This is a genomic window from Sinosporangium album, from assembly GCF_900100605.1.
GTDB classification, from domain to species: Bacteria; Actinomycetota; Actinomycetes; order Streptosporangiales; family Streptosporangiaceae; genus Sinosporangium; species Sinosporangium album.
Map to the genome: position 1 here is coordinate 228,883 of NZ_FNCN01000004.1, position 14,658 is coordinate 243,540.

Below are 14,658 nucleotides of genomic sequence, written 5' to 3' on the forward strand. Positions count from 1 at the left end.
CCAAGGCGAGGGCCCGGCGGACGAGCGTCCGCCGGGCCCTCGTGTTCTCGTGTCCTCGGCGCGGGGGCTAGCCGATGCGCCAGGTGTCTCCGGACATGAGCAGGTCCGACAGCGTGCCGGCGCCGCGCTCGCTCTTCGCGGCCTCGACCTGCACGGACATCTCATGGTCGTAGGACGGCCGCTCGACGCTGCGGAACACCCCGACCGGCACGTGCGCGAACCACGGCTCGTCGAGCCGGGACAGCGCGAACGCCACCGAAGGGTCGGGGTTGTGGGCGTCATGCACCACGATCTCGGACTCGTCCACGCCGTCCCGGTCGACCACCTCAAGGGAGCCGTCCGGTCGGCGGCGCACGGCCTTGACCGCCGAGACGATCGGCTGACCGTGCTCCAGCCGGAGCGTGATGTTGTCCCGGACCTCCGGGTCCTTCAACGGCTCGAAGGCGTTGTCGTTGAAGATGTTGCAGTTCTGGTAGATCTCCACCAGCGAGGTGCCCCGGTGGGCGGCGGCCTCCCGCAGGACCGACTGCAGGTGCTTGCGGTCAGAGTCGATCGTGCGGGCGACGAAGGATGCCTCGGCGCCGATCGCCAGCGAGATCGGGTTGAACGGCTTGTCCAGAGACCCCATCGGCGTCGACTTGGTGATCTTGCCGACTTCGGAGGTCGGGGAGTACTGACCCTTGGTCAACCCGTAGATCCTGTTGTTGAACAGCAGGATGTTGAGGTTGACGTTGCGGCGCAGCGCGTGGATCAGGTGGTTGCCACCGATCGACAGCGCGTCGCCGTCACCGGTGATCACCCAGACCGACAGGTCGGGCCTGGAGGCGGCGAGCCCCGTCGCGATGGCGGGGGCGCGCCCGTGGATCGAGTGGAAACCGTAGGTGTTGAGGTAGTACGGGAAGCGCGACGAGCACCCGATGCCCGAGACGAACACGACGTTCTCCCGGCGCAGCCCCAACTCGGGCATGAAGCTCTGCACCGCGGCCAGGATCGCGTAGTCACCGCACCCCGGGCACCAACGCACCTCCTGGTCGGACTTGTAGTCCTTCATGGTCTGCTTGGCGTCGGACTTGGGGACGAGGGCGAGGCCCTTGCCGTTGAGAGACTCAGTCACTGTCGATCACGTCCTGGATCACGCCGGCCAGTTCCTCCGCCTTGAACGGCAGGCCGCGCACGCGGTTGTAGCTGATCACATCGACGAGGAAGCGCGCCCGCAGCAGCAGCGCGAGCTGGCCGAGGTTGATCTCGGGCAGCAGCACCTTGTCGTAGGCCCGCAGCACGTCGCCGGTGTTGGCGGGCAGCGGGTTGAGGTGGCGCAGGTGCGCTTGGGCGACCTTGCCGCCGGCCTTGCGCACACGCCGTACGGCTGCCGCGATCGGTCCGTAGGTCGACCCCCAGCCGAGCACCAGCACACGGGCCTCGCCGTCGGGGTCGTCGACCTCCAGGTCGGGCACGTCGATGCCGTCGACCTTCGCCTGGCGCAGCCGCACCATCAGGTCGTGGTTGTTGGGGTCGTAGGAGATGTTGCCCGACCCGTCGGCCTTCTCGATGCCGCCGATCCGGTGCTCGATGCCCGGCGTGCCGGGAACCGCCCACGGGCGGGCCAGGGTCTGCGGGTCGCGCTTGTAGGGGAGGAAGGTCGTGCCGTCCTCGCCGTTCGGCTCGGTGGCGAACTCGACGGAGATGTCGGGCAGCTCGTCGATCTCCGGCAGTCGCCACGGCTCCGATCCGTTGGCCAGGTAGCCGTCGGAGAGCAGCATGACCGGCGTGCGGTACTTCAGCGCGATGCGCGCCGCCTCGATCGCCGCGTGGAAGCAGTCGCTCGGCGTGGACGGCGCCACGATCGGCACCGGGGACTCGCCATTGCGCCCGAACATCGCCATGAGCAGGTCGGTCTGCTCGGTCTTGGTCGGCATGCCGGTCGAGGGACCGGCCCGCTGCACGTCCACCAGGATCAGGGGCAGCTCGGTCATCACCGCGAGGCCGACCGTCTCCGCCTTGAGCGCCACGCCCGGGCCGCTCGTCGTGGTCACGCCGAGCGCTCCGCCGAAGGCGGCGCCGAGGGCCGCGCCGACTCCGGCGATCTCGTCCTCGGCCTGGAAGGTGCGAATGCCGAACCGCTTGTGCTTGGACAGCTCGTGCAGGATGTCCGACGCCGGAGTGATCGGGTAGGACCCGAGGAACAGCGGCAGCTTCGACTGGACGGACGCCGCGATCAGGCCGTAGGCGAGGGCCTGGTTGCCCGCGATGTTGCGGTAGACGCCGGGGGTGAGCTTGGCCGGCTTGATCTCGTAGGAGACCGAGAACGCCTCGGTCGTCTCCCCGTAGTTCCAGCCCGCGTTGAAGGCCGCGACGTTGGCCTTGGCGATGTCCGGCTTCTTGGCGAACTTGCTCTCCAGGAACTTCACCGTCGCGTCGACCGGCCGGTGGTAGAGCCAGGACAGCAGGCCGAGGGCGAACATGTTCTTCGCGCGCTCGGCGTCCTTCTTGGAGATGTCGAAGTTGTCCAGCGCCGTGACCGTCAGCGAGGTCAGCGGCACCGGGTGGACCCGCCATTCGGCGAGCGTGTCGTCCTCCAGCGGATTGGTCGTGTAGCCGACCTTCTGCAGGTTGCGCTTGGTGAACTCATCGGTGTTGGCGATGATGTCGGCGCCGCGCGGCAGGTCGCCGAGGTTGGCCTTGAGCGCGGCGGGGTTCATCGCGACAAGGACGTTCGGAGCGTCACCGGGGGTGAGAATGTCGTGGTCGGCGAAGTGGAGCTGGAAGCTCGACACGCCCGGCAGGGTGCCTGCCGGGGCGCGGATCTCCGCGGGGAAGTTGGGGAGCGTGGAAAGGTCGTTGCCGAATGAGGCCGTCTCCGCGGTGAAACGGTCTCCAGTCAACTGCATGCCGTCGCCGGAGTCTCCGGCGAACCGGATGATGACCCGGTCGAGTTGCTGAACCTGCTTTGTCACAGCTCGGTCCTCCTCGACGCGGTGAGGCGCCGATAATCGTGGCACGTTCTTGGTTCCATGCTAGGTCCCTTGGGGTTTCGCGCTTGTGGGGTCACATTCCAGTCGGCGTTGTCGCATGGTGCTTTCCATGCGATGCACGCTGTGAAGATCTCGCCGGGTGGCGGACTGGATGGCAGCAGGGCGCCGATAAGCGGCGCGGGACGGATTGCGGCAGCACGGGCCGGGTGGGGACAGCCATCGGCGGACTGCGATCGGCGGGTGTCAGCGCTCGCTCACGACCGGAAGTGGTTAGCGCGACACAGTCCAGACGCGAGCCGGCACAGGTCAACGTGCAGACGGGCGAAGAGGACGGTAAGGGTCACCTGCCCAACTATATGTCCCCGTCGCGCGTGACTGAGCGGGGGTCACACCACCACCTCGCACCGCAGGTCACGCGGTGGTGGGCGGGCTGAAGCCTCTTCTGCCCGAAAAGTGCCACATGAATGGGCATACGATTTAGGCGCTTGTTGTCGGAATCGACGATCCCTGCCTTAGGTGTTACAGACCGTACCTGCCGCAGGGTTTCCGGGCCCTATCCAGGACTGTCGCCTCCGCTGTGCCCACCATGCCCACCATGCCCACCATGCCCACCATGCCTATTGTGCCCTTGATCGCTCGTGCGGTCGGGCGCCTCCCGCGGTGGGGCCTGCGTCGGCGTCACATGCGGACCCGCCGCGTAGATCCGGCCCGGCTCCATCACGGCGTTGCCGTACAGCTCAGGGATGGTCACGAACGCGTAGCCCTGGTCGCCGAGCTCCCTCAGGATGTGGGGCAGCGCCTCCACGGTGCCCGGCTGCGTATCGTGCAGCACGACGATCGAACCGTTCCGCGTCTGCTCCGTCACGGCCTTTCGGATCGTCGCGCTGTCGTAGCGCGGCAACTTGTGCGTGTCGATGTCGCCCGTCACGATCGCGAGCCCCATTCCCCTGGCGACGTCAGCCACCTCTTGGTCCACCTTGCCGTACGGCGGGCGCAGCAGCGCCGGCCGTTCCTGGGTGGCCGCGGCCACCGCGTCCTGGGTGCGCTCCACCTCGTCGAGGATCTTGCTCGCCGGCATGGTCGTAAGCGTGCGGTGCGACCACGAGTGATTGCCGATCAGATGGCCCGCGTCACGCATCTGCCGGAGTATCGCCGGATGCACCGACGCGTTGGGCCCGTTCACGAAGAAGGTCGCCCGTGCGTCGCGGGTCTTCAACGCCTTGAGGATCTTCTCCGTGGTCGGCCCCGGGCCGTCGAAGGTGAGAGCGACGCACTTGGTCGCGCGGCAGTTCACCGAACCCGCGCCGGAGCTCTTGGACGGCGGGCGCGGAGTGGCCGCCCCGAAGGCGCGTTCCACCTCGCCGGGAGAAGGTTCGCCCTGCGGCAGGTCGCTTCCGGCTCGGGAAGCGCTGGCGCGCTGTCCGGCCGTCGACAGCAGCGGCGCGATCTCCTGGCGGTCTATGGCGACGGCCACGCGACCGGTGCTCTTTCCCGACACCTGGTAGTCGTCGAACTCCACGATGAGGTCGCCCCTCCGGTTGAAGACCAGGGAGTCGAACATAGTGCGGCTCGCCACGACCCTTCCGGGAGTGATCTGCGCATGGCGCTTTCCCCCCTCGGTCCGCACCATCCTGGCCAGTTCGCTCAGCGCCTGGCCTTCTTTCAGGAGGTCGGCGGAATCGAGCGGCTTGTCGGCGGACTTGTCGTACCAGATTGTGCGGTGAGAGTTGAACCAGCGCCCGTCGGTGAATTGGCCGGTGCGCAGGCGGATGCCCACCATGGAAGGGGAAAGGCCCACGATGCGCCAATCCATGGTCAATTCCGGAAGGGTTTCCTGGCCGGCACGTGATTTCGCCGCGGTGAACGTGGCGACCTGGCGTTCGATCTCGGCCTGGAGATGTTTGTTCAGGGCGGCGGTGTTCTTGAACTGGGGATAGGAGATATGGATGTGACTGCCCTTGTCCCTGGTGAGCTTGACCTGTGATGACAAACCCTCGACCTCGGTGGGGTCGATGTAATTGATCAACGTGGGGTCTGAAGGGACCGGGCGGTTTTCGGGTTCGGATACATCGGTTGCGCTATAGGCCACTGCTGTGATGGCTATCAGCGCCAGTCCGCCGATGCCGAGCAGTCTGCGCATGCTCGCCACGTTAACGGTGAAATATGCGTTTTTACTGGTCTTTGAGGGGAAGGGGGGGTGGTCTTTGACTGCGTACCGTGACGCCTAGGTCACGGCGGCTCACCGGGTTAAGATCCGAGCATGAGCTCCTATGCTCCCGTGATCGCCCTGTTCGCGATCGGCGTGGCCGTCTTCGCCGGGGCTCTGCTCGTCAACCGGCTCCTGCGCCCCACCCACTCCACGCCCGACAAACTCACGACCTACGAATGCGGCGTCGACCCCGTCGGCGAAGGCTGGGCGCAGTCGCAGGTCCGCTACTACGTCTTCACCTACCTCTATGTGGTCTTCGCCGTGGACGCGGTGTTCCTCTTCCCCTGGGCCACGGTGTTCGCCCGCCCCGGCTACGGCATGACCACCCTCGTCGAGATGTTCGTCTTCCTCGGCGTGATCGCCCTCGGCATCGTCTACGCCTGGCGAAAGCGCGTGCTCACCTGGACCTGACCCGGCCACGGACCCACACCGGCGCCCCGCGCCGGACCGGGGCCACCCGCGCCGGACCCGGACGGGCGACTCGCCTTGACCTGGGAGGGAGAGGAGAATGCGAGATATGGCGGATCTCCCAATGCCCACCGTTCGCGTGGGGCCGCTCTCGCGGCTCGCTCCCAAACCCATGCGCTTCATCCTCAACTGGGGACGGCGCTACTCCCTGTGGGTGTTCAACTTCGGCCTCGCCTGCTGCGCCATCGAGTTCATCGCCACCTCGATGAGCCGCCACGACTTCATCAGGTTCGGAGTCATCCCCTTCGCCAACGGCCCCCGCCAGGCCGACCTCATGATCGTCTCGGGCACCGTCACCGACAAGATGGCCCCGGCCGTCAAGCGTCTCTACGAGCAGATGCCCGACCCGAAATACGTCATCTCATTCGGAGCCTGCTCCAACTGCGGCGGGCCGTACTGGGACTCCTACTGCGTGACCAAGGGCGTCGACCAGATCATCCCCGTGGACGTCTACGTGCCGGGTTGCCCGCCCCGGCCCGAGGCCCTTCTGCACGGCATCATCAAGCTCCAGGAGAAGATCGCGGCCGAGTCCCTCGACGAGCGCTACGCGAGCCGCACATGAGAGCCGCCCTCGAAGAACGGTACGGCTCGCGCGTCCGCCTGGCCGAATCCTTCGGCGAGACCACGGCCGACGTCGAACCCGCCGACTGGTACGGCGTGGCGGAGTTCGCCAGAGACACGCTGGGATGCGTGTTCTTCGACTGGCTGACCGGCGTCGACGAGCCGCCGGAGGCCCTGTCGGTCGTCGCCCACCTCTACGATCCCGCCGGGCACCGCCACCTGCTGCTCCGCACCCGGGTGCCCTCCGCCGACCCCGTGCTCCCCACCCTCACCGGGCTCTACCGGGGGGCGAACTGGCACGAACGCGAGACGTTCGAGATGTTCGGCGTCGTCTTCGACGGCCACCCGAACCTCGTGCCGCTGCTCCTCCCCGACGGGTTCGAAGGCCATCCCCTGCGCAAGGACTTCATCCTCGCCTCCCGGGTCGCCAAACCGTGGCCGGGAGCCAAGGAACCCGGCGAATCCGGCCATGGCTCACCCAGCCGCCGCAAAACCCTGCCGCCGGGTGTGCCCACCGACTGGGCGCGCGAACACCCCCGCCCTCCCGCGGGCGGTGACCCGGAGAACGAGCCGCAAAGCTAGGAGGAAAGTGGCCGAAGTCCTCGACCTCGCGATCAGGCTCATCCTGATCGTCGCCGCCTTCCTGGTGCTGCCGCTCGTCATCGGGCAGACCGAGCACAAGGTCATGGCGCACATGCAGTCGCGCCTCGGCCCCATGTACGCCGGAGGCTTCCACGGCTGGGCCCAGCTCATCGCCGACGGCGTGAAGTTCATGCAGAAAGAGGACGTCATCCCCGCCGCCGCGGACCGGCGGATCTTCGCCATCGCCCCGGCCGTCGCGCTCGTGCCGTACCTCGTCGTGCTCGCGGTCATCCCCGTCGGCCCGGGACTCGTCGGTGCGGACCTCAACGTGGGGCTGTTCTTCGTCCTCGCCGTCATGGGGGTCGGCGTGCTCGGTTCGATCATGGCCGGATGGTCGTCGGGCAACAAGTTCAGCCTTCTCGGCGGCATGCGGTCGGCCGCCCAGCTCGTATCGTACGAGCTGCCGCTGGTGCTCGCCACCTCCTCCGTCGCCATGGCGGCCGGCACCCTGTCCCTGCCCGGCATCGTCGAAGCGTGGGAGTGGTGGTGGCTGCCGTGGCAGGCGATCGGGCTCGCCGTCTTCTTCATCGCGGGTCTCGCCGAACTGCGCCGCCCGCCGTTCGACATGCCCATCGCCGAATCCGAGATCATCATGGGGCCGATGACGGAATACACCGGCATCCGGTTCGCCCTCTTCATGCTGGCGGAATACGCGGGAATCGTCGTGCTGTCGGCCCTTACCACCGTGCTCTTCCTCGGAGGCTGGCACGGCCCCGTCCTGCCCGGCCCGGTCTGGACACTGATCAAGGTCTTCGCGCTGGCCTTCATCGTCATCTGGGTCCGGGTCAGCTACCCGCGGCTTCGCGAGGACCAACTGCAGAAACTCGCCTGGGTCGGCCTCGTGCCCCTCGCCCTGCTCCAACTCGCCATCACCGGAGTCGTCAGAGTGTTCACGGCGTGAGCCGATGAGGCTGGTAGTTCACGATCCACGCCAGGTGCGACATGATGAGTAGCGTGGCGCATATCCCAGGAGAAGGGCTGGCCAAAGGGTTGGCTGTGACCCTGCGGCACATGCTCGACAAATCGGTGACCCAGCAATACCCCGAGGTCCAGCCGGATCTGCCTCCCCGCAGCCGGGGCGTCATCGCCCTGGTCGAGGAGAACTGCACCGTGTGCATGCTCTGCGCGCGCGAGTGCCCGGACTGGTGCATCTACATCGACTCGCACAAGGAGACGCTGCCCGCCCCCGAAGGTGGCCGGCCACGCGCCCGCAACGTGCTCGACCGGTTCGCGATCGACTTCTCGCTGTGCATGTACTGCGGGATCTGCATTGAAGTGTGCCCGTTCGACGCCCTGTTCTGGGCGCCGGACTTCGAATACGCCGAGCACGACATTCTCGACCTCCTCCATGAGAAGGAGCGGCTGGGGTCGTGGGTCGAATCCGTCCCCCCGCCGCCCCCGCACGAGGTGGGCGCCGAGCCGCCCAAGGAGGTCGCGGGCGGTGGCCGTCCCGCCCGCGAGAGCCGTACGGCCCCGGCCCGCGCGGCCCAGAGCCCCGGCGCGTCGCAGCCCGTCGAGCAGCCTTCCGCGGAGGAGGCGGCCTCCCCGCGGGAGCGGCCCCGCGCAAGGACCGCCCCCCGCGACGTGCGGGGCATCCGGCCGCCGGGCGCGTTGCCCGCCAAGCCTGCGCCGGACGAGTCGGTGCCGGACGAGCCTGAGGCCGCCAAGCCTGCGCCCGCACCGCCGTCTGACCGGGCGTCCGGTGAGGAGCGGCCTCGGCGGCGTCTGAGCCCGCGGGATGTGCGGAACATCCGCCCCCCGGGCGCGTTGCCCGCCAAGCCGCCCGCCTCGGAGCCCGAACCGCCCGGCGGATCCGGCCCACCTGACCCCGGGGCCTCGAAGTCCCAGGAGCCGCCGGAGGACTCCACGACATGAGCGAGGCGCCGTCCTACCTCTCCCCGACCGGGCATGAGATCGTTTTCCTGCTGCTGGGCGTGGTGGTCGTAGGGACGGGGCTGCTCGTGGTGACGACCCGGCAGGTGGTCCACGCGGCGCTCTGGCTGGTGGTGTGCCTCGGCGCGCTGGCGGGGTGCTACCTGGTGTTGACGGCGGAGTTCGTGGCGTGGGTCCAGGTGTTGATCTATGTCGGCGCGGTGGTGGTGCTGCTGCTGTTCGGCATCATGCTGACCCGGGCGCCGATCGGGCGTTCGCCCGACCTGGACAGCCGGAACAGGCCGGTGGCCGCGGTGGTGGCCCTGGCGACGGCGGCGGTGCTGGTCACCGTGGTGGTGGATGGCTTCCGCCATGCATATGTGGATTTGTCGCCTGGGAAGGGGACGGCTGAGGAAGTCGGCGTGGCGGTGTTCCGCTACTGGGTGCTGCCCTTCGAGGCGCTCTCGGTGCTCCTGCTCGCCGCGCTGGTCGGTGCCATCGTGATCTCCCGTACGGACATCAGGGGGAGATAAGTGCACATTGTCTATCCGGTCGTGGTCTCGGCGCTGCTGTTCTCGATCGGGGTGTACGGCGTGCTCGCCCGGCGCAACACGATCCTTGTGCTGATGTCGGTCGAGCTCATGCTCAACGCCGTCAACCTCAACCTGATCGCCTTCGACGTGTGGCTGGGGGACCGGCTCCACGGCGGCCAGGTGCTCACTCTGTTCGTCATCGTCATCGCCGCCGCCGAGCTGGGACTCGGCCTCGCCATCGTCCTCGCCGTGTTCCGCAACCGGCGGACCGTGGACCTCGACAGCCTCCGGGACCTCGCCGAGCCCGGCCCCGATTGCGACGCGGCGGGCCCTGATCGCGGTGTGGCGGGCCCCGCCCCCGCGCCGGGGCCGCGCCGCGGGACCGGCCAGGAGGGGGCGGCGACATGATGGTCATGGTGGCCTGTGCCGTACTCCTGCCGTTTCTCGGGGCGGTGGGCGGACTGCTCGGCCCGAGGGCGGTGCGGTTCGCGGCGCGGCGGGCGGCGTGGCGGGCGGTGCGGTTCGCGGCGTGGTTCGCGGTGGTGCCGACGGCGGTCGCCGCCATCCTGGCCGGGGTGGCGGCCGTGCGCGTGCTGCGCGGCGGGACGGGCGGGACGGCGGTGGCCGGAACGCTGACCGTGGTGGAGACCGGCTCCCTGCCGGTGGCCGTCGGGCTTGAGGTGACGCGGCTGTCGGCACTGACCGGGGTGCTGGTCACGGTGGTGGCACTCGCCGTACAGGTGTACTCGGTCGGCTATATGCGCGACGACCGGCGGTATCCGTCCTACAGCGCCTTCATCAGCCTGTTCACGAGCGCCATGCTCCTGGTGGTCTACGCGGCCGACCTGATCGTGCTGTACGTCGGCTGGGAGATCATGGGCCTGTGCTCGTATCTCCTGATCGGGCACTGGTGGGAGGACCGCGCGAACTCCCGGGCCGCGGTGAAGGCGTTCCTGGTGACCCGCCTCGGCGACGTGGGCTTCCTGTTCGGGATCTTCGTCCTCGCCGTCGGTGCCGGCAGCTTCCGCATCGACGACGTGGTCACGAAATATCCGGCGATGTCGACGACTGTCCTCACCGTCGGCACCCTCCTCCTGCTCGTCGGTGTCGCCGGCAAAAGCGCCCAAGCCCCCCTGCACACCTGGCTTCCCGACGCCATGGCGGGCCCCACCCCGATCAGCGCCCTCATCCACGCCGCCACCATGGTCGCCGCCGGTATCTTCATCGTCGCCCGGCTGTTCCCCCTCTTCCTCGCCGCGCCCACCACGCTCGCCGTACTCGCGATCATGGCCGCGCTCGGCATGCTGGGCGCCGCCCTCGCCGCGCTGGCGCAAGACGACCTCAAACGCGTGCTCGCCTACTCGACCATCAGCCAGCTCGCCTTCATGGCAGGCGCGCTCGCCGCCCGCGACGACGACGCCGCGATCTTCCACCTGTTCACCCACGGCGCGTTCAAGGCCCTGCTCTTCCTCTGCGCGGGCCTGATCATCCACCGCGCCGCCACCAACCTCATGAGCGGCATGGGGGGCCTGCGCCGCGCCATGCCGATCACCTTCGCCACCACGACCATCGGCTTCGCCGCCCTCATGGGCCTGCCGCCCGCCAGCGGCTTCTTCAGCAAGGACGCCGCCCTCGCCGCCATGGGCGCCGCGCCGGGTGCCGCGCCCGGCACGGCGCCCGGTGCCGTGCCCAGTGCCGTGCCCAGTGCCGTGCCCGGTGCCGTGGGCTGGATCCTGTACGGCACAGCCCTCGCGACCGTCGCCGTCACCGGCGCCTACGCGACACGCGCGTGGTTGCGCACGTTCTTTGGCGAACCCCGCGCACAGACAGGCGACCACGCCCGAGAGGGCCCCGCCTCGATGCTGTGGCCGGTGATCCTGCTGGCGGTGCCCGCCCTGCTGCTCGGCTTCGCCGTACCCGCCGCGCCGCACTGGGGGACGGCGGCGCTCAGCGTCGCGCTGGCGCTGCTTGGAGCGGGCGCCGTCTACGCCACCTGGCGCGGCGCCCCCGACGCCGACCCGGCCCGCCTGCTCGGCCCGCTACGGCGCGCCTGTGAACAGGCGTTCTACGTGGACACGGCCTACAACGCCCTGTTCGTGCGCCCGGTGCGGTGGCTTGCCCACGCGGTCGTGCGCGCCGACGACACGGTCGTGGACGGGGCCGTGCGGGGCTCCGGCCGTACCGCCCGAGGGCTGTCGGGCGTGCTGCGCCTCGCACAGAACGGCAACGCGCAGATCTACGTCAGCGGCCTCGTGGCCGGACTGCTGATCATCGTGGTGGGGGCGGTGGTGCTCGGATGACACCCGTGCCGGCCCTGGCCGTGCCTGTCCTGATCGTCTCTGTCCTGATCGTGCCCGCCCTCGGGGCCGCCCTGCTGCTCGGGCTCCGCCTCCAGGTCAGGGCGCTCAAGATGTACGGGCTCGCCGTCTCCGGGCTCACCCTCGTGCCCGTCGTCGCGATGGCCGTCACCTTCGACTACCGGCGGGCCGCGCAGATCCAGCACGAGGTGGACCTGCCCTGGATCCCCGGCCTCGACCTCAGATTCCACCTCGGCGTGGACGGGATCTCCCTACCGCTCGTCGCCCTCACCGCCCTGCTGACCTTCCTGTGCTTCGTCTACCTGTCCGGCGATCGGCGAACCGAGCGGCTCAGAGCGATGATGTCCGCCCTGCTCCTGCTCGAAGTCGGGATGCTCGGCACATTCCTCGCCCTCGACCTTCTGCTCTTCTTCGTGTTCTTCGAAGTCGTGCTGATCCCGATGTACTTCGTCATCGCGATCTGGGGAGGCCCCGGCCGGCGCGCGGCGGCGCTGAAGTTCATCCTTTACACGCTGCTCGGGTCCGTGGTCCTGCTGCTCGGCCTTCTGCTCATCTGGTCGCAGACCGGCACACTCGACATCGTCGCCCTAGCCCACAGCCAGGGGGCGGCCCTGCCGCGCGCCGTGCAGATCGTCGCCTTCGTCACCATCGGTCTGGGCCTGGCGGTCAAAACCCCGATGTGGCCGCTGCACACCTGGCTGCCCGACGCGCACACCGAAGCCCCCACCGTCGGCTCTGTCCTGCTCGCCGGGGTGCTCCTGAAAATGGGCACGTACGGCTTCGCCCGCATCGCCATCCCCGTCCTGCCCGACGGCGCCCACGCCGTCGCCCCCTGGCTCGGCGCGTTCGCCGTCGTCGGCATCGTGTACGGCGCGCTCGCCTGCCTGGCCCAGCGCGACCTCAAACGGATGATCGCCTACTCGTCCGTCGGCCACATGGGCTTCGTCCTGCTGGGCTTCGCCACCCTCACCCCCGTCGGCGTCAACGCCGCCCTGTTCGGCAACATCGCCCACGGCCTCATCACCGGCCTGCTGTTCTTCCTCGCCGGCGCCGTCAAGGACAGGTACGGCACCGCCGACATGGCCGAGCTCGGCGGAGGGATGCTGGGGCGTCTGCCGTACCTCGGCTCACTCCTCACCTTCGCCTGCATCGCCTCACTAGGGTTGCCGGGCCTTGCGGGGTTCTGGGGGGAGATGTTGGCGCTGTTCGGCGCGTTCGAGCCCGCCGAAGGGCTGTCCCGGCCGCTGTTCCTGGTGTTCATGGCGGTGGGTGGCCTCGGCACGGTCCTCACCGCGGCCTACTTCCTGGTCATGCTGTCCCGCGTCACCCACGGCCCGCCCGGCCCCCTCACCCCCTCGGCCGTCGGGGACGTCCGCACGTTCGAGCTGAGCGCCTGGGTGCCGCTCGTGCTGCTCATCCTGGTGTTCGGCCTCTGGCCGAAAGCCCTCCTCGCGATCACCGACCCGGCCGTGCAGACCTTCCTGGAGGCGCGATGACCACGACCTCCGCCACCCACGCCGCCTCCCACGTCGCCTCCCATGCCGCCACCGCCTCACCGCACGCCGCCACCGCGGTCCAGGCCATCGACTACGCCGCGATCGCGCCCCCGCTCGCCCTCGCGCTCACCGCCTGCGCCGTGCTGCTCCTCGATGCTTTCCTCCCGCACAGCTCGCGCAGCTCGCACGGCCCGAGCGTCAGAGGCGCCCTCGGGTTCACCGCCCTCGCCGGCGTGATCGCGGCCGGCGCCCTGCTGGTGGCGCAAGCCGTACACGGAGGCACCCTGTCGACCTTCTGCGTGCCCGAGCCGGCCGCCTGCTCATACGTCGTCGACCACATCACCCTGGTCTTCGGGGGATTAACGCTGGTCGCCGGAGTCGTGGTGATCCTGATGTCGATGGGCCAACTGTCCGACGGCGACATCCCGGTAGGGGAGTGGTACTTCCTCCTCCTCTGCGCCCTCATCGGCGCGATCACCCTGCCCGCCTCGCGCGACCTCGTCATGCTCGTCGTGGCTCTCGAACTCGTCTCCCTGCCCGTCTTCGCCCTCACCGCCCTGCGCCGCTACGACGGCCGCGCCTCCGAGGCCGCGGTGAAACTCTTCCTCGTCTCCGTCGTCTCCACCGCGATCACCCTGTTCGGGATCTCCCTCCTGTACGGCGCGAGCGGCACACTCCACCTCAGCCACATCGCCGGAGGCCTCGCGAAAAGCCCGATCCCCGAAGCCCACGGGGTCGTCACCGCCGCCGTCATGCTGGTCATCGCCGGGTTCGCGTTCAAGGTCGCGGCAGTGCCGTTCCACTCATGGGCGGCCGACGTCTACCAGGGGGCGTCCGTCCCGGTGGCGGCGCTCCTATCGGTCATCTCCAAAGCCGCCGGATTCGCCGGGCTCATCCTGGTGCTCGCCGTCACGCGACCCCTCTACTCCGAGGTCTGGGTGCCCGTCGTCGCCGTGCTCGCCGCCCTCACCATGACCATCGGCAACCTGCTGGCCATGCGGCAACGCCACGCCGTACGGCTGCTCGCCTGGTCGTCGGTCGCGCAATCGGGCTACATCCTCGCCCCGCTGGGCGTCGGCCCGGAAGGCGCCGGCGCGGCCGTCGTCTACCTCGTGTTCTACGCCGCCATGAACCTCGGCGCGTTCGCCGTCGCCATGCTCGTCGCCCGAGGCGGCAGCCTCGCGGACTACCGCGGCCTCGTCTTCCGGCGGCCCGCCGCCGCCCTGGCCCTCGCCTTCTTCCTCGTCTGCCTGGCCGGCCTTCCCCCCGGCCTCGCCGGGCTGTTCGCGAAGGTCGCGGTGTTCCGCGAACTGGTCGACGGCGGCGTGGGCTGGCTCGCCGTGGTCATGGCCGTCAACACGGTCATCGGCCTGTACTACTACGTCACCTGGGCCGCCGCGCTCTTCACGCCGGCTCCCGCGCCGGTCGAGGCTCGGGAGGCTCCCGCCGTACGGCTCGCGCCCGTCGCTGTGGGCGTCGCCGTCTCCGTCGTGATCACCGTGGTGTTCTCCGTGGCCCCTCAGGTCGTCTTCGACGCCGGTTTGCTCTCCGCTCTGGGGTGACCACTGCGGGGAACGTTATCTTGCC

At 69.1% G+C, this 14,658-nt stretch carries 14 protein-coding genes; 10 read left to right on the top strand and 4 right to left on the bottom strand.

Annotated features, from left to right (window positions below):
* Positions 1-67 precede the first annotated feature (67 nt).
* The 4 genes from BLQ73_RS06000 to BLQ73_RS06010 form a co-directional block, all read right to left on the bottom strand.
* The gene (locus BLQ73_RS06000; protein ID WP_245690825.1) at positions 68-1,114 is read right to left on the bottom strand and encodes a 2-oxoacid:ferredoxin oxidoreductase subunit beta; all 1,047 of its coding nucleotides are present in this window, start codon (positions 1,112-1,114) and stop codon (positions 68-70) included.
* Entirely contained in the window at positions 1,107-2,954 is a 1,848-nt protein-coding gene (locus tag BLQ73_RS06005) for a 2-oxoacid:acceptor oxidoreductase subunit alpha (protein WP_093169087.1), read from the bottom strand. Before BLQ73_RS06005 ends, BLQ73_RS06000 begins: the two co-directional genes overlap by 8 nt.
* A gap of 272 nt (positions 2,955-3,226) precedes the next feature.
* Positions 3,227-3,316: a putative leader peptide gene (locus BLQ73_RS34935; RefSeq protein ID WP_420819993.1), complete on the bottom strand. Its 90-nt coding sequence runs from the start codon at positions 3,314-3,316 to the stop codon at positions 3,227-3,229.
* A gap of 209 nt (positions 3,317-3,525) precedes the next feature.
* Complete coding sequence (locus tag BLQ73_RS06010; protein WP_093169089.1) at positions 3,526-5,112, bottom strand: polysaccharide deacetylase family protein; 1,587 nt, start codon at positions 5,110-5,112, stop codon at positions 3,526-3,528.
* Between the two features lie 120 nt (positions 5,113-5,232).
* Between BLQ73_RS06010 and BLQ73_RS06015 the strand changes: the two genes are divergently transcribed.
* From BLQ73_RS06015 to BLQ73_RS06060, 10 genes are all read left to right on the top strand, one after another.
* Positions 5,233-5,592 (top strand): NADH-quinone oxidoreductase subunit A, encoded by a 360-nt coding sequence (locus BLQ73_RS06015; RefSeq protein ID WP_093169091.1) that lies wholly within the window; start codon positions 5,233-5,235, stop codon positions 5,590-5,592.
* A 106-nt stretch (positions 5,593-5,698) separates the two neighbouring features.
* Complete coding sequence (locus BLQ73_RS06020) at positions 5,699-6,211, top strand: NADH-quinone oxidoreductase subunit B (protein WP_093169093.1); 513 nt, start codon at positions 5,699-5,701, stop codon at positions 6,209-6,211.
* Positions 6,208-6,792 (top strand): NADH-quinone oxidoreductase subunit C, encoded by a 585-nt coding sequence (locus BLQ73_RS06025; RefSeq protein WP_093169095.1) that lies wholly within the window; start codon positions 6,208-6,210, stop codon positions 6,790-6,792. The genes BLQ73_RS06020 and BLQ73_RS06025 overlap by 4 nt, the downstream gene beginning before the upstream one ends.
* A gap of 7 nt (positions 6,793-6,799) precedes the next feature.
* The gene (gene nuoH, locus BLQ73_RS06030; RefSeq protein WP_093169097.1) at positions 6,800-7,753 is read left to right on the top strand and encodes an NADH-quinone oxidoreductase subunit NuoH; all 954 of its coding nucleotides are present in this window, start codon (positions 6,800-6,802) and stop codon (positions 7,751-7,753) included.
* A gap of 53 nt (positions 7,754-7,806) precedes the next feature.
* Entirely contained in the window at positions 7,807-8,727 is a 921-nt protein-coding gene (locus tag BLQ73_RS06035; protein WP_093169099.1) for a NuoI/complex I 23 kDa subunit family protein, read from the top strand.
* Entirely contained in the window at positions 8,724-9,257 is a 534-nt protein-coding gene (locus BLQ73_RS06040) for an NADH-quinone oxidoreductase subunit J family protein (protein ID WP_093169101.1), read from the top strand. The genes BLQ73_RS06035 and BLQ73_RS06040 overlap by 4 nt, the downstream gene beginning before the upstream one ends.
* Positions 9,258-9,665, top strand: coding sequence for an NADH-quinone oxidoreductase subunit NuoK (gene nuoK, locus BLQ73_RS06045; RefSeq protein ID WP_093169103.1), 408 nt, complete (start codon positions 9,258-9,260; stop codon positions 9,663-9,665).
* A complete protein-coding gene (locus tag BLQ73_RS06050) occupies positions 9,662-11,557 on the top strand; it encodes an NADH-quinone oxidoreductase subunit 5 family protein (RefSeq protein WP_093169105.1) in 1,896 nt (631 codons plus the stop codon). Before nuoK ends, BLQ73_RS06050 begins: the two co-directional genes overlap by 4 nt.
* Positions 11,554-13,071, top strand: a complete 1,518-nt coding sequence (locus BLQ73_RS06055; RefSeq protein WP_093169107.1) for a complex I subunit 4 family protein — start codon at positions 11,554-11,556, stop codon at positions 13,069-13,071. The genes BLQ73_RS06050 and BLQ73_RS06055 overlap by 4 nt, the downstream gene beginning before the upstream one ends.
* Positions 13,068-14,633, top strand: coding sequence for an NADH-quinone oxidoreductase subunit N (locus tag BLQ73_RS06060; RefSeq protein WP_093169109.1), 1,566 nt, complete (start codon positions 13,068-13,070; stop codon positions 14,631-14,633). The genes BLQ73_RS06055 and BLQ73_RS06060 overlap by 4 nt, the downstream gene beginning before the upstream one ends.
* The last annotated feature ends 25 nt before the right edge of the window (positions 14,634-14,658 follow it).

Coding starts and splice junctions, on each gene's coding strand:
- BLQ73_RS06010 (WP_093169089.1), bottom strand. CDS start 5,112: ATGCGCAGACTGCTCGGCATCGGCGGACTGGCGCTGATAGCCATCACA.
- BLQ73_RS06015 (WP_093169091.1), top strand. CDS start 5,233: ATGAGCTCCTATGCTCCCGTGATCGCCCTGTTCGCGATCGGCGTGGCC.
- BLQ73_RS06020 (WP_093169093.1), top strand. CDS start 5,699: ATGGCGGATCTCCCAATGCCCACCGTTCGCGTGGGGCCGCTCTCGCGG.
- BLQ73_RS06025 (WP_093169095.1), top strand. CDS start 6,208: ATGAGAGCCGCCCTCGAAGAACGGTACGGCTCGCGCGTCCGCCTGGCC.
- BLQ73_RS06040 (WP_093169101.1), top strand. CDS start 8,724: ATGAGCGAGGCGCCGTCCTACCTCTCCCCGACCGGGCATGAGATCGTT.
- BLQ73_RS06050 (WP_093169105.1), top strand. CDS start 9,662: ATGATGGTCATGGTGGCCTGTGCCGTACTCCTGCCGTTTCTCGGGGCG.
- BLQ73_RS06055 (WP_093169107.1), top strand. CDS start 11,554: ATGACACCCGTGCCGGCCCTGGCCGTGCCTGTCCTGATCGTCTCTGTC.
- BLQ73_RS06060 (WP_093169109.1), top strand. CDS start 13,068: ATGACCACGACCTCCGCCACCCACGCCGCCTCCCACGTCGCCTCCCAT.